General features: G+C 57.9%; 12 protein-coding genes, 2 tRNA genes and 3 rRNA genes. 9 read left to right on the top strand and 8 right to left on the bottom strand.

What is annotated here, in order from left to right:
- Positions 1-69 precede the first annotated feature (69 nt).
- From AC3RCJ_RS28240 to AC3RCJ_RS28205, 8 genes are read right to left on the bottom strand one after another with little or no spacing between them, the layout of a single operon-like run.
- Positions 70-723 carry an alpha/beta hydrolase gene (locus AC3RCJ_RS28240; protein ID WP_100876754.1) on the bottom strand — a complete coding sequence of 218 codons (654 nt, stop codon included), beginning with the start codon at positions 721-723 and terminating at the stop codon, positions 70-72.
- Between the two features lie 35 nt (positions 724-758).
- Positions 759-1,076: a (2Fe-2S) ferredoxin domain-containing protein gene (locus tag AC3RCJ_RS28235; protein WP_034781335.1), complete on the bottom strand. Its 318-nt coding sequence runs from the start codon at positions 1,074-1,076 to the stop codon at positions 759-761.
- A gap of 40 nt (positions 1,077-1,116) precedes the next feature.
- The gene (locus tag AC3RCJ_RS28230; RefSeq protein ID WP_492961170.1) at positions 1,117-2,304 is read right to left on the bottom strand and encodes a VanZ family protein; all 1,188 of its coding nucleotides are present in this window, start codon (positions 2,302-2,304) and stop codon (positions 1,117-1,119) included.
- On the bottom strand, positions 2,301-2,915 hold the full coding sequence (locus AC3RCJ_RS28225) for an ABC-type transport auxiliary lipoprotein family protein (RefSeq protein ID WP_492961168.1): 615 nt from the start codon (positions 2,913-2,915) through the stop codon (positions 2,301-2,303). Before AC3RCJ_RS28225 ends, AC3RCJ_RS28230 begins: the two co-directional genes overlap by 4 nt.
- 12 nt (positions 2,916-2,927) lie before the next feature.
- Positions 2,928-3,887 carry an MlaD family protein gene (locus AC3RCJ_RS28220; RefSeq protein WP_492961166.1) on the bottom strand — a complete coding sequence of 320 codons (960 nt, stop codon included), beginning with the start codon at positions 3,885-3,887 and terminating at the stop codon, positions 2,928-2,930.
- Entirely contained in the window at positions 3,887-4,786 is a 900-nt protein-coding gene (locus AC3RCJ_RS28215; RefSeq protein ID WP_492961164.1) for an ABC transporter ATP-binding protein, read from the bottom strand. The genes AC3RCJ_RS28220 and AC3RCJ_RS28215 overlap by 1 nt, the downstream gene beginning before the upstream one ends.
- On the bottom strand, positions 4,786-5,919 hold the full coding sequence (locus AC3RCJ_RS28210) for an MlaE family ABC transporter permease (RefSeq protein WP_492961162.1): 1,134 nt from the start codon (positions 5,917-5,919) through the stop codon (positions 4,786-4,788). The genes AC3RCJ_RS28215 and AC3RCJ_RS28210 overlap by 1 nt, the downstream gene beginning before the upstream one ends.
- Positions 5,920-5,976: 57 nt before the next feature.
- Entirely contained in the window at positions 5,977-7,485 is a 1,509-nt protein-coding gene (locus tag AC3RCJ_RS28205) for a B12-binding domain-containing radical SAM protein (protein WP_492961160.1), read from the bottom strand.
- Between the two features lie 469 nt (positions 7,486-7,954).
- Between AC3RCJ_RS28205 and AC3RCJ_RS28200 the strand changes: the two genes are divergently transcribed.
- The 9 genes from AC3RCJ_RS28200 to AC3RCJ_RS28160 all read left to right on the top strand — a co-directional run bounded on the left by AC3RCJ_RS28200 (position 7,955) and on the right by AC3RCJ_RS28160 (position 17,661).
- Positions 7,955-9,485: ribosomal RNA gene (locus AC3RCJ_RS28200) — 16S ribosomal RNA — on the top strand.
- Positions 9,486-9,583: 98 nt separating this feature from the next.
- Positions 9,584-9,660: transfer RNA gene (locus AC3RCJ_RS28195), tRNA-Ile, on the top strand.
- Between the two features lie 24 nt (positions 9,661-9,684).
- Positions 9,685-9,760 (top strand) — tRNA-Ala (locus tag AC3RCJ_RS28190).
- A gap of 248 nt (positions 9,761-10,008) precedes the next feature.
- Positions 10,009-12,884 (top strand): 23S ribosomal RNA (locus AC3RCJ_RS28185).
- Between the two features lie 140 nt (positions 12,885-13,024).
- Positions 13,025-13,137, top strand: a 5S ribosomal RNA gene (gene rrf / locus AC3RCJ_RS28180).
- The 16S, 23S and 5S rRNA genes sit together here with 2 tRNA genes alongside, the layout of an rRNA operon.
- A gap of 167 nt (positions 13,138-13,304) precedes the next feature.
- Positions 13,305-13,994, top strand: a complete 690-nt coding sequence (locus AC3RCJ_RS28175) for a response regulator transcription factor (protein WP_492965111.1) — start codon at positions 13,305-13,307, stop codon at positions 13,992-13,994.
- Complete coding sequence (locus AC3RCJ_RS28170; RefSeq protein WP_492965814.1) at positions 13,894-15,207, top strand: sensor histidine kinase; 1,314 nt, start codon at positions 13,894-13,896, stop codon at positions 15,205-15,207. Before AC3RCJ_RS28175 ends, AC3RCJ_RS28170 begins: the two co-directional genes overlap by 101 nt.
- A 223-nt stretch (positions 15,208-15,430) precedes the next feature.
- Complete coding sequence (locus AC3RCJ_RS28165) at positions 15,431-16,120, top strand: phosphatase PAP2 family protein (protein WP_492965112.1); 690 nt, start codon at positions 15,431-15,433, stop codon at positions 16,118-16,120.
- Between the two features lie 62 nt (positions 16,121-16,182).
- Positions 16,183-17,661 (top strand): DUF2868 domain-containing protein, encoded by a 1,479-nt coding sequence (locus AC3RCJ_RS28160; protein ID WP_492965113.1) that lies wholly within the window; start codon positions 16,183-16,185, stop codon positions 17,659-17,661.
- The last annotated feature ends 22 nt before the right edge of the window (positions 17,662-17,683 follow it).

The raw sequence follows: 17,683 nt of genomic DNA, 5'->3' as shown, positions 1-17,683 counted from the left end.
TGCTGCGTACGTGGCCGCGTGGAAAAAACGGATCAATTATAGCCGTGGAGGCGCTAGTAAGCCCACACTTCAATGATCATCTGCTGCTATTGCGGGTTTGTCACCATGCCACAGCGCAATCACGAGGTTCTTGATGTGATTGAGCTTGCGGTGGAAAAAGTGGTCGGCGCCGGGGATCACGATCACGGGGATGTCTTGTGGACGGGCCCAGTCGAAGACGGCGGACAGGGGAATCGTGTCGTCCAGTTCGCCGTGGATCAAAATGGTGTCGGCGGGAATGTCGGCCATGGCCCACTTGCCGGCCGCGCTGCCGATCAGCGCCAGGCGCTCGACGGGCGTGCCGGCGGCGGCCAGGCGCTCCTGCAGTTTCGATTGCACGAAGGTGCCGAACGAGAAACCGGACAGGGCCACGGGCAAGCCCGGGTACAGGCCGACCATGTGTTGATACAGCAATTGCATGTCGTCCGTTTCGCCCGCGCCATGGTCGTGTACGCCTTCCGAGGCGCCGACGCCGCGGAAGTTGATGCGCGCCACCACGTAACCGAGGGCGACAAACGCGCGCGCCAGGGTTTGCGTGACCTTGTTGTCCATCGTGCCGCCGTACAGCGGATGCGGATGGGCAACGAGGGCGATGCCGCGCGGAGTGTCTGCCGGGAAATCGAGCAAGCCTTCCATGCTGCCCGCATGGCCGGCGAGGGTAAATTTTTCCGAGTTTCTGTTCATGATGCTCATACTGGTGGCTATCTCTTAATTTGGCATTAAATTTTCAGGCGTTCGACGATTTTTCCGCCCACCAGGTGGGTATCGATGATCTCGTCGATATCGCTGGTATCGACATAGGTGTACCAGGTCGCTTCCGGGTAGATGACCAGCAGCGGGCCTTCCTCGCAGCGGTCCATGCAGCCGGCCTGGTTGATGCGGATCTTGCCCGCGCCATTCATGTCGAGTTCCTTGATGCGGCGCTTGCAATGCTTTTGCGCCGCTTCCGCGCCATGGTCGCCGCAACTGTTGCGGCCGTCTTCACGTTTGTTCATGCAGAAAAAAACGTGGCGTTCAAAATACGGTGCGTCGCTCATACTGATCTCCTGCTGATTCATCAATGCGCCATGATAGCGCTTATGGGTGGTCTTCGCGACGCTGGCGCTGCACATCGTCCTGCCGGTTCAGGCGGTGCGAGGGCAGGCACAGGAACCACAGGGCCATGAAAGGCCACAGCAAGGCGAGAAATTGCGCCGCGCCGTTAAAGTTGAGGAATTTTCCTTGTACCCAGCCTTGCAAGGTGGACATGAAATACGGGTTGATCGGCGTCGTATTCACCATTACCAGGCTCAGCAGCAAGGTGGCGGCCGCGATGCGGCGCTGCGCCACGTGGGGCGCGAAGGCCAGGCCGCCCAGCATGATCAGGCCGATCAAGAAGCCGCCCTGGGCGCCCGGCGTGATCCAGACGAAGGCGTTTTCCGGTGAAAACAGCAGGGCGCTGGCCATCGAGCGCACGATCAAGGCGGCGCCGATCAGGGCCAGCATCAGGATGGCGCGCGGCGCGGCGCGGCGCAGCAGGCACAGCAAGGTCAGCACGGCGCCCGTCATGCCGCAGGCCGTGATGATGGTTTCCGATAACCAGTATTGTTCGACCGTCAATATGGCGTCGGGCCGCAGATAGGCGGCCAGGTCGATATCCATGCCCATCAGGGTGGAAAACCAGTCTGACAGGATGGGCAGCAACTGGCCCAGGCCGAACAGATAAGCTTGTGGATAGATCTGCGCCAGCGGCCACAGCGCCACCAGCACCAGGCCCTGGCTGGCATGCTGGGCAAACCAGCGCTGGCGCAGGCGGTACAGATGGCTGTGGTCGAGCAGCTTGCGCGCCGTCAAGGCGCCGATGATGGCGCCGATGCAGCCGCCGGCCGCATTCGTATAAAAATCCAGGTTCGATGACACGCGGCTGGGCAGATAGGTTTGCACCGCCTCCATGCTGCCGGAAATGAGCACGCCGCACAGGCTGGCGATCACGACGGCAAAAAAGCCTGTGATACGTGGAAATAGCGAATACACGATCAGCGCGCCCAGCGGAATGTAGCCGACGACATTGATGCCGACATCAAACCCGGTCCAGTAACGGGGCATGCGCGTGTTTTCCAGGAACGTCAGCGGCGACAGGCCATTGCTGTGCCAGCCCGTGAACGGGAACCAGCTCGCGTAGACGATCAGGAAGATATAGGCCAGCAGGGTCGCACGCGACACCGGCGAGGAACGGACGGGCGGCAGCGGTGCCGCCGGGCTGGCGGGAGCAGCAGGGTCGGTCATTCTTTCGGGATATTCAGCGTGCCCAGCCAGGTGAGCAGGTCGGCCGTGACGGCATCCGAGGCCGCCGCCAGCGCCTGCGCGCCGCCTTGTGCATCGGCGCTGCCGGCCGGACTGCTGCGGCTGAAGGTTTTCTGGTCGATCAGGCGGTGCCCGCGGAACAGCGAGGCGCGCAGCGAGACATGGCCGCTGCTGTGCGTCTGCGTATCAAAGTTTTGCGAAAAATCATCGACATCGATGCGCAGCAGGGGCATGCCGGCCGCCGCGTCCGTGGTCGACAGCACTTTCACGCCGCTCTGCGCCACGCGCGTCTTCAGGCGCTGGCTCAGCAGCTGCAGCGGCGGCGTGTTCCAGCGGTTGTAGGCATACGGACGCGATTGCTGCGCATCGGCGTACAGCAGGCGGTAATACATGCGCTGGCTGTCCAGCCACGCAGGGCCGCTGGCGTCGGCGATCACCAGCACGGGCAGCGCTGGCGCGGCCGGCTGTGCCGCCGCCAGCGGCGCCGTCGGGCCGAAATCGTAAAACGTGGGGACGGGGCCGCGGCTGGCGCAGCCGCCCAGCAGGAAGGCGCTGGCCAGGAGGAGTGCGGTGAGATGGCGAGGGATAGGCATGCGGTGTTCTCCTTATTTGCCGGGTGCCGAAAAACCGGGCTCGCCCGGGCCGGGCGGAATGTCTGGGGCGCCGAACAGGATGCTCTGCGGCTGTTCATTGAGCGTGCTCATGGTGTTTTTCAGGGCGCGCATCGAGGAGCGCGCCTCGCCGCTCAGTTCGATTACCTGCGGCAAGACTTCCAGCGAGACGCCATTGGCCACCGTTTCCACGGAATGACCGACCCGGTCGACCGTGCCATTGACTTTCTCGAGGACGCCACCGGGCGCCTGGATGTCGTTACCGAGCTTTTTCCAGGTGGCTGTCAAGTCCGACACGTTCTTGCTGGCCGTACTGACGGCCGTCAAGGTTTGCCGCGTTTGTTCCGTCAGTTGCGGCAATTGCGTCAGGGTCGGTTCCAGCTGCTGGGGAATGGCGCCAAAGGCCTTGGCCGCCTTGCCCACTTCATTGAAGGCGCCCAGCATGGCCGCCTGGTTTTCCGGACTCAGCAGATTATTCACCTTGTTGGTGATCTGCTCGGCCTGGTCGAGGATGCGCTTGCCCCGTTTTTCCAGTTGGTCGAGCAAGCCGGCGCGCAGGGGGATCAGCGATGGCTTGTCCTTGCTGGTGCCCAGCAGTGTCGAGCCCACGTGCTCATCGTCGAGCTGGATGTAGGCGATGCCCGTCACGCCCTGGTAGCCGAGGGTGGCAAAGGTGGTGTTGGTGACGGGCGTGTCGGGCGCCACGCTGATGTGCACGAGGATTTGCCCCGCCTTTTGCGTGTCGAAATCGATGGCGTCCACCTTGCCTACTTCCAGGCCCCGGTAGCGCACGGTGGCCTGCGGGTTCAGGCCCGGCACGGACAGGGTGGTGGCGAGCAGGTAGGGGACGCGCTCCACGCGGTCGCGGTTGAACCAGACGCCGAACAGGATGGCGGCCACCAGCAGGGTCAGTGTAAAAAATCCCGTCATCAGGGCATGTGATCTGTTTTCCATTACTTCTCCGCTTTCTTGTCAGTGCCGGCGCCGTCGCCTGGCTGTGCGGCCTTGGCTGCCGCCTGTTTTTCGTCCAGGACGGCCAGTGCGCGTTTGCCGCGGTCGCCGAGGAAAAATTGCTTGATGAACGGGTGGTCCACTTCGATCACTTCGCGCGTGGGGCCGATGGCGATCACGTGTTTTTCCGCCAGCACGGCGATGCGCGTGGACAGGGCAAACAAAGTGTCGAGGTCATGCGTGACCATGACGACCGTCAAGCCCAGTTCGCGGTGCAGCGACTGGATCAAAGAGACAAAACTTTCCGACAGGTCCGGGTCCAGGCCCGCCGTCGGTTCGTCGAGGAATAATAGCTTCGGTTCCAGCGCCAGGGCGCGCGCCAGCGCCACGCGCTTGATCATGCCGCCTGACAAGTCCGATGGCATCTTCAGCGCATGTTCCGGGCCCAGTCCCACCATATTCATCTTTAATAAGACCGCGTCGCGTATCAGCGTCTCGGGCAGCACGCGCAATTCGCGCATCGGTTGCGCCACGTTGTCGAACACGGTCAGGGCCGAATACAGGGCGCCCTGCTGGAACAGCATGCCCCAGTGGTTGCGCAGTTGCTGCAACTGGTCGGAACTGGCCTGGTTGATGTCTTCGCCGAAGACTTTCACGCAGCCGCGCGCCGGATGTTCCAGGCCCAGCATCTGGCGCAGCAGCACCGTCTTGCCCGTGCCGGAGCCGCCCACGATGGAGAGGATTTCGCCGCGTTCGATTTCCAGGTTCAAATCCTGGTGCACCACGGTGCGGCCGAACTTGGTCCACAAGTTGGTGATTTCCACCACGGGCGCGCTGCCATGCAGGTTGAACTGGCCTTCCTGGCCCTCGCTCGCCTTGCAAGCGATATCGTTATCGGCCATCAATATCCCACTCCATTGAAGACGATGGCGAACACGGCGTCGGCCAGGATCACCACGGTGATGGCCGTGACCACGGCGGTGGTGGTGCCGCGCCCCAGGCTTTCCGTGTTGGCCTTGATGCGCAGGCCGAAATGGCAGGAGACGAGGGCGATCAGCATGCCGAAAATCACCCCCTTGCCCAGGCCGATCATGTAGTTGGCCAGCGGCACGGCGTCGGGCAGCTTCTGGATGAAGTAGCGCGCCGACAGATTCAATTCCACCTTGGCCGCCACCATGCCGCCGATCAGCGCGGCCGTATCCGTCCAGATGACGAGCAGGGGCATGGAAATGGCCAGGGCCAGCACTTTCGGCATGATCAGGCGGAAACCGTGCGAAATGCCCATCACCAGCATGGCGTCGAGTTCTTCCGTGACGCGCATGACGCCCAGCTGGGCCGTGATGGACGAACCGGAGCGGCCGGCCACGAGGATGGCAGCCAGGAGCGGCCCCAGTTCGCGGATGACGCTCATGCCCAGCAGGTTGACCAGGTAAATGTCGCCGCCAAAGGCGCGCAGCTGCTGCGCCGACAGATAGGACAGCACGACGCCGATCAGAAAGCCGACGAGGGCCGTGATGCCCAGCGCCTGGAAGCCCGCATGGAAGATATTGGCGGAAATTTCACGCCACGGCCCGCGCATCGGATGGCGCGCGAAGCGGCCGATATCCTGCGTCACCTGGCCGACCAGGGCAATAAAACCCTTCAAATGTTCGAAAAACAGCAAAATGGCCATGCCCAGTTTCATCACGGGCGTGAGGCGGTTGGCGCGCGAAGGCGGCGTCTCCAGCGGCCCCGTCTCTTCGATGCGCCTGAAAAACTCTTCCAGCGATGGCGCCAGGGTCAGCTGCGCGGGGCGCCGCTTGCCCCAGGCATTCCAGAACAGCTGGGCGCCGATATGGTCCATGCTGTCGATCTGCGACAGGTCCCAGTGGACGTTGGCATCGCCGTGCAGGGGCTTGAGCTGGGCGTCGATGGCCTTGATGGCATTGTCATGCGCCAGCGCGTGCACCTGCCAGGTGCCGCTGGCAGTGACAAGGGCTCCCTGTTGGGAGCTGGTCTGGGAGAGGGTCAGTTTCGGCGATTGTACAGTCGGCATCGTGCCAGTTTAAGGGAGAATGGCGCAGACCGCCACCGCTGTTCAATCGCCGCCCCCTCAGGACGCCAGGTGGCGCGCCTGCCGCTGCGGCAGGGCGATGTCCGGGCGCACCTTGCTTGTTTCGGCCGGTTTGGCCTGCGCGGCCGCCTGCGCGCCGCCCGCATAGTCGCTGGCCACGAGGGCGTTGGCCTCGAGCGCGCTCATGCCGCGCGTCTGCAGCCATTGCGCCACCAGCTTGGCCAGGCGTTCCATGGCGATGCGGTGGGTGGCGTCCGTGTGGGCGTACAGCCAGTTCGAAAAGTCCATGAAGTTTTCAAACGGCGCGTCACCGAGCATCCATTGCACCGTATTGGCGAAGCGGCCCGAGTTGGCCACCAGGTCCCAGTAGCGGGCGAAGCGCACGAGGCGCTGCATGCTCATGAAATCGAGCTGCTTATTGGCCAGGATGGTGTACGGCGGGTGCGGGTCGAACACCATGCCAAAGTTTTCCGTGTGGCGGATGATGGGTGTGCCGCGCAGCCGCTTCAAGATGCCGAACTGGATTTCATGCGGTTTCAGGGCCACCAGCTTGTTGAAACCGGCTGCAAAGCTCGCTTCATCCTCGCCCGGCAAGCCGGCGATCAAGTCCACGTGCAAGTGGGCGTTGGATTCTTCGCACAGCCAGCGGATGTTATCGGCCGCCTTTTGATTATCCTGCTTGCGGCTGACCAGCGATTGCACGTCGGGATTGAAACTCTGGATGCCGATCTCGAATTGCAGCGCGCCGGGCGGGAACTTGCTGATGCCTTCTTTGAGGGCATCGGGCAGGTGGTCGGGCACCAGTTCGAAGTGGGCATAGATGGGGTCGTCCGGATTGGCTTCGATCTTATCTAAAAAGAACTGCATGATCTTCAGGCTGGTCTTGATGTTCAGGTTGAAGGTGCGGTCGACGAACTTGAACAGGCGCGCGCCGCGCGCATGCAGGGATTCCATCTCGGCCAGGAAGTTCTCCAGGGCAAAGGGCCAGGCTGTCTTGTCCAGCGCCGACAGGCAAAATTCGCACTTGAACGGACAGCCGCGCGACGCTTCCACGTAAATCGTGCGGTGGCGGATATCGTCGTCTGTATACAAGGAGTAGGGCAGCTGCAGTTCCGCCAGCGGCGCCTGCACGCCCGCGTGGATCTTCATCAGCGGCTTCGGGCCGTTGAGGATTTCGCCGCACAGCTTGGGGAAGGTGACGTCGCCCCAGCCCGTGATCAGGTAGTCGGCCAGCCTGACGATTTCCTGCTCGCCCGCCTCATGCGACACTTCCGGCCCGCCCAGCACGATGATGACCTCGGGCGCCACGCGCTTGAGCATGGCCACCAGTTTCGTCGTTTCCTCGACGTTCCATATGTATACGCCAAAACCGATGATACGGGGCTTGTTGACGAGGATGCGCTCGACCAGTTCCGTGGTCTTGGTGCCGATGACGAATTCCTGCAGCCGCGTCTGCGCCTGCAGCGGCCCCATATTGGCCAGCAGATAGCGCAAGCCCAGGGAAGCGTGGGTATAGCGGGCGTTCAGGGTGGAGAGCAGGATGGTCATGATGGGGGCGATTCGGGGAAAACAGCCATTTTACGCTGCACACGACGATTTATCGGGATAAAGCTTGCTTAGTAGCACGAATTTGGCTATAGTTCGCCTCCCCAATGAAACGCAGTCAAATGCGGCACTTGAGGATCACCGGAAACGGCGATGAGTAGTAAAAAGAAGGAGTTGACGGATGTAGTGAAATGCTTCATACTCTTCCTTCTTCGCAGCTGACAAACACAACGCTTTGTCGATAGCGCGAAAGCAGTAACCGAATACAGTTCTTTAACAATTAACAGTCGATAAGTGTGGACATTTGATGCAAGTGCAGCAGCGATCTTCGGATTGCTGTAATACTTAAAATATCAAATGTTCACAAGAAATAATGAAATAGGATACTTCTTCGGAAGTAGCCTGTCAGTTTTTTGAGTGAGCGACCCGTCAGCAATGACGGTGCCAATAAAATGGCAAAGTAACAGAGATTAAACTGAAGAGTTTGATCCTGGCTCAGATTGAACGCTGGCGGCATGCCTTACACATGCAAGTCGAACGGCAGCACGGAGCTTGCTCTGGTGGCGAGTGGCGAACGGGTGAGTAATATATCGGAACGTACCCTAGAGTGGGGGATAACGTAGCGAAAGTTACGCTAATACCGCATACGATCTAAGGATGAAAGTGGGGGATCGCAAGACCTCATGCTCGTGGAGCGGCCGATATCTGATTAGCTAGTTGGTAGGGTAAAAGCCTACCAAGGCATCGATCAGTAGCTGGTCTGAGAGGACGACCAGCCACACTGGAACTGAGACACGGTCCAGACTCCTACGGGAGGCAGCAGTGGGGAATTTTGGACAATGGGCGCAAGCCTGATCCAGCAATGCCGCGTGAGTGAAGAAGGCCTTCGGGTTGTAAAGCTCTTTTGTCAGGGAAGAAACGGTGGGAGCTAATATCTCTTGCTAATGACGGTACCTGAAGAATAAGCACCGGCTAACTACGTGCCAGCAGCCGCGGTAATACGTAGGGTGCAAGCGTTAATCGGAATTACTGGGCGTAAAGCGTGCGCAGGCGGTTTTGTAAGTCTGATGTGAAATCCCCGGGCTCAACCTGGGAATTGCATTGGAGACTGCAAGGCTAGAATCTGGCAGAGGGGGGTAGAATTCCACGTGTAGCAGTGAAATGCGTAGATATGTGGAGGAACACCGATGGCGAAGGCAGCCCCCTGGGTCAAGATTGACGCTCATGCACGAAAGCGTGGGGAGCAAACAGGATTAGATACCCTGGTAGTCCACGCCCTAAACGATGTCTACTAGTTGTCGGGTCTTAATTGACTTGGTAACGCAGCTAACGCGTGAAGTAGACCGCCTGGGGAGTACGGTCGCAAGATTAAAACTCAAAGGAATTGACGGGGACCCGCACAAGCGGTGGATGATGTGGATTAATTCGATGCAACGCGAAAAACCTTACCTACCCTTGACATGGCTGGAATCCCCGAGAGATTGGGGAGTGCTCGAAAGAGAACCAGTACACAGGTGCTGCATGGCTGTCGTCAGCTCGTGTCGTGAGATGTTGGGTTAAGTCCCGCAACGAGCGCAACCCTTGTCATTAGTTGCTACGAAAGGGCACTCTAATGAGACTGCCGGTGACAAACCGGAGGAAGGTGGGGATGACGTCAAGTCCTCATGGCCCTTATGGGTAGGGCTTCACACGTCATACAATGGTACATACAGAGCGCCGCCAACCCGCGAGGGGGAGCTAATCGCAGAAAGTGTATCGTAGTCCGGATTGTAGTCTGCAACTCGACTGCATGAAGTTGGAATCGCTAGTAATCGCGGATCAGCATGTCGCGGTGAATACGTTCCCGGGTCTTGTACACACCGCCCGTCACACCATGGGAGCGGGTTTTACCAGAAGTAGGTAGCTTAACCGCAAGGAGGGCGCTTACCACGGTAGGATTCGTGACTGGGGTGAAGTCGTAACAAGGTAGCCGTATCGGAAGGTGCGGCTGGATCACCTCCTTTCTAGAGTTTGCACGAACCGGTAACGGTTCACGCCTCAAATGTTCACACTTATCGGCTGTTTAATTAAGAAGAAACAGTAGTCGTAGTAGCACCGCGTTGGGGCTGTAGCTCAGCTGGTTAGAGCACCGTGTTGATAACGCGGGGGTCGTTGGTTCGAGTCCAACCAGCCCTACCAGTAAGACCCGAGTCGTAAATTCCCGGGGGATTAGCTCAGCTGGGAGAGCACCTGCTTTGCAAGCAGGGGGTCGTCGGTTCGATCCCGTCATCCTCCACCAATACTTTGAAAGTGCAAACGTAAGTTAATCACAATGGTGATTGAATTTAGGTTTGATCTTTTAGCGATCAAAGCTGTTTCGTTCTTTAACAATCTGGAAGAAGTAAAGATTATTTATTGATCGGTTTATCGTAAAACATAAATCGATGGGTAATGATTGTATGTATCAACAAACAAGCAACAATGTTGTACTTTCTTATCCCTGTAGCGCTCTTTTCGTTTGAAAGAATGAAGAGGCTAACGTTATAGGGACAAGCGAATAAGTGCACATGGTGGATGCCTTGGCGATTACAGGCGATGAAGGACGTAGTAGCTTGCGATAAGCTGCGGGGAGTGAGCAAACACACTTTGATCCGCAGATTTCCGAATGGGGCAACCCACCCTTTTAGGGTATTGCATACTGAATACATAGGTATGCAAGGCGAACGCGGCGAACTGAAACATCTAAGTAGCTGCAGGAAAAGAAATCAACCGAGATTCCCAAAGTAGCGGCGAGCGAAATGGGAAGAGCCTGTACGTGATAGTCGGACCGATAACAGAATCCTCTGGAAATAGGAGCCATAGCGGGTGATAGCCCCGTATGTGAAATCGGACCGGTGGTACTAAGCGTACGACAAGTAGGGCGGGACACGTGACATCCTGTCTGAATATGGGGGGACCATCCTCCAAGGCTAAATACTCGTAATCGACCGATAGTGAACCAGTACCGTGAGGGAAAGGCGAAAAGAACCCCGGAAGGGGAGTGAAATAGATCCTGAAACCGTGTGCATACAAACAGTAGGAGCGGACTTGTTCCGTGACTGCGTACCTTTTGTATAATGGGTCAGCGACTTACATTCAGTGGCAAGGTTAACCGCATAGGGAAGCCGTAGAGAAATCGAGTCCGAATAGGGCGATCAGTCGCTGGGTGTAGACCCGAAACCAAGTGATCTACTCATGGCCAGGATGAAGGTGCGGTAACACGCCCTGGAGGTCCGAACCCACTAATGTTGAAAAATTAGGGGATGAGCTGTGGGTAGGGGTGAAAGGCTAAACAAACTTGGAAATAGCTGGTTCTCTCCGAAAACTATTTAGGTAGTGCCTCAAGTATCACCATCGGGGGTAGAGCACTGTTATGGCTAGGGGGTCATTGCGACTTACCAAACCATTGCAAACTCCGAATACCGATGAGTGCGAGCTTGGGAGACAGACGTCGGGTGCTAACGTCCGGCGTCAAGAGGGAAACAACCCAGACCGCCAGCTAAGGTCCCAAAGATTGGCTAAGTGGAAAACGAAGTGGGAAGGCTAAAACAGTCAGGATGTTGGCTTAGAAGCAGCCATCATTTAAAGAAAGCGTAATAGCTCACTGATCGAGTCGTCCTGCGCGGAAGATGTAACGGGGCTAAGCCAGTCACCGAAGCTGCGGATATATAGCAATATATATGGTAGGAGAGCGTTCTGTAAGCCTGCGAAGGTGTCTTGTAAAGGATGCTGGAGGTATCAGAAGTGCGAATGCTGACATGAGTAGCGATAATGGGGGTGAAAAGCCTCCACGCCGTAAGCCCAAGGTTTCCTGTTCAACGTTCATCGGAGCAGGGTGAGTCGGCCCCTAAGGCGAGGCAGAGATGCGTAGCTGATGGGAAGCAGGTTAATATTCCTGCACCGTCGTATGATGCGATGGGGGGACGGATCGCGGAAGGTTGTCTGACTGTTGGAATAGTCAGTTTCTGTCTCATAGAAGGCGCTTAGGCAAATCCGGGCGCGGAATTCAAGGGGATGGGACGAGTGAACTTGTTCACGAAGCAATCGGAAGTGGTTCCAAGAAAAGCCTCTAAGCTTCAGTCATACGAGACCGTACCGCAAACCGACACAGGTGGGCGAGATGAGTATTCTAAGGCGCTTGAGAGAACTCGGGAGAAGGAACTCGGCAAATTGGTACCGTAACTTCGGGAAAAGGTACGCCCCGGTAGCTTGATTGGTTTACTCCATGAGGGTGAAAGGGTTGCAATAAACTGGTGGCTGCGACTGTTTAATAAAAACACAGCACTCTGCAAACACGAAAGTGGACGTATAGGGTGTGACGCCTGCCCGGTGCTGGAAGATTAAATGATGGGGTGCAAGCTCTTGATTGAAGTCCCAGTAAACGGCGGCCGTAACTATAACGGTCCTAAGGTAGCGAAATTCCTTGTCGGGTAAGTTCCGACCTGCACGAATGGCGTAACGATGGCCACACTGTCTCCTCCCGAGACTCAGCGAAGTTGAAATGTTTGTGATGATGCAATCTACCCGCGGCTAGACGGAAAGACCCCATGAACCTTTACTGTAGCTTTGCATTGGACTTTGAACCAATCTGTGTAGGATAGGTGGGAGGCTTTGAAGCGGGGACGCTAGTTCTCGTGGAGCCAACCTTGAAATACCACCCTGGTTTGTTTGAGGTTCTAACCTTGGTCCGTTATCCGGATCGGGGACAGTGCATGGTAGGCAGTTTGACTGGGGCGGTCTCCTCCTAAAGTGTAACGGAGGAGTTCGAAGGTACGCTAGATACGGTCGGACATCGTGTTGATAGTGCAATGGCATAAGCGTGCTTAACTGCGAGACTGACAAGTCGAGCAGGTACGAAAGTAGGACATAGTGATCCGGTGGTTCTGTATGGAAGGGCCATCGCTCAACGGATAAAAGGTACTCTGGGGATAACAGGCTGATTCCTCCCAAGAGTTCATATCGACGGGGGAGTTTGGCACCTCGATGTCGGCTCATCACATCCTGGGGCTGTAGCCGGTCCCAAGGGTATGGCTGTTCGCCATTTAAAGTGGTACGTGAGCTGGGTTTAAAACGTCGTGAGACAGTTTGGTCCCTATCTGCCGTGGGCGTTGGAAATTTGAAGGGGGCTGCTCCTAGTACGAGAGGACCGGAGTGGACGAACCTCTGGTGTACCGGTTGTCACGCCAGTGGCATTGCCGGGTAGCTAAGTTCGGAAGAGATAACCGCTGAAAGCATCTAAGCGGGAAACTTGCCTTGAGATGAGATTTCCCAGAGCCTTGAGCTCTTTGAAGGGTCGTTCGAGACCAGGACGTTGATAGGCTGGGTGTGGAAGTGCAGTAATGCATTAAGCTAACCAGTACTAATTGCCCGTACGGCTTGTCCCTATAACCTTAGCAGGTACAGAGGATAAGACGGTACAACGTTGCGTGTGTGTTGATACACCAATTCATTACCCTTGATCTTTGCTTCTTCCAGATTCATGGCCTTGTCGTCCCACAGGAGACAAGCGCCGGTACAAGTTATGCCTGATGACCATAGCAAGTTGGTCCCACCCCTTCCCATCCCGAACAGGACCGTGAAACAACTTTGCGCCGATGATAGTGCTGCAACCAGTGTGAAAGTAGGTTATCGTCAGGCTTGTTATTCGTAGTAGAAGAAAACCCCGCCGGATTCCGGTGGGGTTTTTTTTCGTCCGGGGTTTTGTCGGGCGCGGCGGGTGGTGTCGGCTTACGCTGCGCTAAGCCGACCTACGCCGGCCTGCGCGCCAATCCGACCTGGCTGACCCGGAGGGCATACAATATCGTATGCGTATCCTGATCATTGAAGATAATCCCGACATCCTGGCCAATCTGTATGCCTATCTGGAGCCGAAGGGGCATGTGCTCGATTCGGCCGTGAATGGTTATGCGGGCCTGGCCCTGGCCGCCCAGCATGAATATGATGTCATCGTGCTCGATGTCATGCTGCCGGGCTTGACCGGTCTCGAGTTATGCCAGAAGTTACGCGGCGAATTGCGCAATGCCACGCCCGTACTGATGTTGACGGCACGCGATACCTTGCAAGACAAGGTCGCCGGCTTCGACAGCGGCGCTGACGATTATCTGGTGAAACCCTTTTCCCTGCTGGAACTTGAAGTACGGCTGAAAGCCTTGCTGCGGCGCGCGCGGGGCCAAACGACGACCGCAGCCGTACTTACGGTGGGGGAGTTATGTTTCGATATAGAAAAATTCGAAGCCCACCGTGCCGGCATTCCCTTGATCTTGACCAAGACCGGTTACATTATCCTGAAATGCCTGATGAGTGAGGCGCCCAAGCTGGTGCCGCGCGATATGCTTGAGCATGAAGTCTGGGGCGATGACCGTCCCGACAGCGATGCCTTGCGCACGCATATCCATGCGCTACGACAAGTACTTGATAAACCGTATGCATTTCCCATGCTGCGCACGATACCCGGTATCGGCTATAAACTGCTGGCTGCCGATGCCTCCCTTTAAATCGCTCAAGCGCCGCATCATCGTCGCGTATTTACTGTTTGCCGCATTGGCGAGCGTCTTTTTTGCCATCATCGCCGCCATCGCCGTCGAAGGTATCGAAGTGCGCCTGGTCGACGAGCGCCTGAAAGAAGTGGCGGCCTGGGCATCGCCGCGGCATGCCGGCGGTTTGTCCGTCGAGATGCCGGCCGGCCTGAGTTTTCATCATGATGACGATACTCCGGCGCCGCTGCGCGGGCTTGCCGCCGGCATGCATGAGAAAACGGTCGATGGCGTGGATTTGCACGTGCTGGCCGGCCGCGATGTGCATGGCGATTTCGTCGTGATCGATCATGCGACCGAGTACGAGAAAATCGAACTGGTGGTCTATAGCATGTTCGCGCTGGGCTTTGTCGGTTTCCTGATTTGCGCTTCGCTGCTGGGCGCCTTTATCGCCAACCGGCTGGTGGCGCCCATCATGGCATTGACGCAAGCCGTCAATGCAGGCCAGGCAACATTGCCATTGCTGGATAGCCGGGATGAGCTGGGGATCCTGGCGCGCGCTTTTGCCGCGCGTACGGCGGAGTTGACGGAAGTTCTGGACCGTGAGCGCTTCTTTACTGGCGACGTGAGCCATGAACTGCGCACGCCGCTGACGGTCATTACGGGAGCGGCGGAAATCTTGATGGATCAAGGCAGCCGCGATCCCGTCATCCATGCTGCTTCGGCGCGCATTTTCCGGGCCGCGCGCGAAGCGACGGACTCCGTGACAGTCTTGCTGCGCCTGGCGCGCGCGCCGGAACTATTGACGTGTGCATCGCTCTCTGCCGCTGAGTTGGCCAGGCAGGAATGCCAGCGTTATCAATCGTATACTGCAGGAAAGCCACTCACGCTGCGCTTTGTGGAAGGGGAGGATTTCCTGATCGAGGCGCCACGTGAATTATTGACGGCTGTCATTGGTAACCTGGTGCGCAATGCCTGCCAATATACCTTGCAAGGCGAAGTGATCGTGCGCCTCGCGGGCCGTGCGCTGAGCGTGGAAGACACGGGCCCAGGCTTGCCCGAGGCGGCACGTGCCCGTCTGCAGCATCTGCCGATACCGGCCGGCCTGGCCGGATCCTCCGGCACGGGCCTGGGCCTGGGATTGGTCCAGCGCATTTGTGCATATCTGGGGGCCACCTTGACATACGCCGTACGCCCCGGTGGCGGCACGGCCATGCGTATCGACTTCGTCTAGCATTTAACAGTTTTCAATGTGAATTTAACGAAAACTTAACGCCTGGCTGACGTCCATTTCATCCTAATGCTTGTAAGGTGCTCGCTTGGAGCCCGTCTTGTCCTGCCCATATCGGTGCAGGCATCGTCATGTTCTCTTCATATTGACCCTGTACGATGGCTTCCGTGGCTGCAACTGCCTTGCAGCCTGTCCTTTCAATATCATCAAGTGACTGTGTGCATCCATGCTGGCCAAGCTTAAACTCATTAAAACACCCAAGGGTATCGATAGCGTATTGATGTTGTCGGCGATACTGATTATCTGGATCGGCAATTACAGCAATATCGACCTGGCAATCGCCGACAGCATGTTTGACCGCGTGCATATGCAATTTTCCGGCGCTCCCAGTCTCAACCACGGTATCGTGCAGATCGTGCTGGCCCTGTTTGCCGCCACCGTCATTCTTTTCGCCATATGGGATGCCGTGCGGCCACTGGCCTGGCTGGCGCCGTGCCGGACGGCAGTGCGCGTCCTGGCATTGTCCGCGCTTGTCGTACCGGCAACGCTGCAGTTCCTGTCTTTCTTCAGTGGCGTGATTGGCCCTGCGGATTTGCTGCGCTATGGCGGGCAGCTACCCTACACGCGTCTGCTGGAAACGGCGCCGGCAAGTGTTACGGCCATGGCTAGTCTGCCGGCTACGCAAGCACCGCATGCCTGGTGGCTGCTGGCCTTGGCCGTCTTTTGGCTGCCCCGGCGGCCCCGCGTGGCTGCGTTGGTCGGCAGCGTCATGTTGCTGGCCGGTTTGGCGGCGGGATGGTCGCAGCAATGGCAAGGCGCACAATTTTTCAGCCATACCTTGTGGTCGGCCTGGATCGCCACATTCCTCGTATATCTGCTGTATGGCTGCTGCAAGGCGGATCACGCGTTGGCCTGAAATGGAAAAGTAAGTCACAATCTGCCTGTCGAGTTGTCGTTTCATACAAAAACAGGAGCAACATGAACGAGCAGATTGCGAGAGATGTGGTGTTGGTCCGTGCTATCGAGACGGCCGACCAGAAAAAAGAAGTCCTCAGCGATGATGACCGCATGTATGCGAGCCGCAGCGCGCGCGAACTTGCCCAATGGCAGGCTTCGGGCAAGCAGGCCGAGGTGACAAGCGACGACTTCCTGCAGCAACGCTCCGAGCAGATCCTCAAGCGCATCACCGAGCGCACGCCAGCCTTTGCCGCATTTGCAAAGCGGCGCAACGGCATGAAAACCCTGTCCTTGGCCTTGCCCCTGCTGGCCCTGCTGCTCGGTGCCGGGCTCGATCGCATCACGGACCCGCACAGGGTTGACCTGCTGTCGGCACCCTTGCTGTTGATCATCGCCTGGAATGTGCTGGTCTACCTGGGCTTGTTCATCTGGCTGTTCATTCCCTCGCACCCCTTGGGCTGGCCGAAAGCGGGACTGGTACGTCATTTGAGCATCGGCCGTCTGGCCTTGCCGCGCAAGCTGCCGCATGCCTTGTCGTCGGGCTTGCTCAGTTTTATGGGGGAGTGGGCACACCTGAGCGCCAAGCTGACGGCCGCCCGCCTGGGGCGCACGATACACTTGAGCGCGGCCATGTTTGCCCTTGGCGCCCTCGCTTCCCTGTATGCACGCGGCTTCCTGTCGCAATACGCGGCTGGCTGGGAAAGCACATTCTTGAGTGCCAGCCAGGTGCACGGCTTGCTGTCCACCTTGTTTGCGCCGGCGATGGCCTTGTTCCATCTGCAAGGATTTTCGCTGGCGGAAATCGAGGCGCTGCGGTTTCCGCAAACCACGACCGTGGAAGGCGGCGCGCGCTGGGTGCATCTGTATGCCGCCACGATCTTCCTGCTGGTGGTCGTGCCGCGCCTGCTCCTGGCGCTGGCCAGCAATTGGCGCGCCGCGCGCCTGGCGGCACACTTTCCGCTTGATCTCGATCAGCCGTATTTCCGCAAACTGAACGAAAGTATCGGCGTGGCGACGGGCGGCATGCTGCGCGTCTTGCCATACAGCTTTACTGTCGATGAGGCGCGCCACAAGGGACTGGGACAACTCGCCCTCATGCTGTTCGGCGAGCAGGGCCGCATGATGTTGCGGCCATCGACTTCGTATGGCGAGGAGCCGCAGGAAGTGTTGCGCGGCACGGACTTGAACGATCCGCAAGTCAATATCACGGCCGTCCTGTTCAACCTGACGGCGACGCCGGAGAAAGAAAACCACGGTGCCTTCCTCGATTACCTGGTGCAGTCATCGACACGCGGCATTGCCGTGCTGATCGATGAGTCCAGCTATCTCGAGCATGCGGGCGAGCAGCAGGAGCATGGCGCCCGCCTGGCGGAGCGCATTGCCCTGTGGCAGCAATTCTGCCAATTCCACAAGACGACGGCCACCATGGTCAATTTGCTCAATCCTTCCCTGCATCCGCTCGACGCGGGTGTCGGGCTGAAATTATCGGTCGCTGCATGAGTGTGAATGTATGAGTGTGAAT

It is taken from the genome of Janthinobacterium sp. GW822-FHT07H11 (assembly GCF_058798615.1).
The sequence above is the reverse complement of the archived record's forward strand: the minus strand, read 5'-3'. Positions and strand labels throughout refer to the sequence as shown.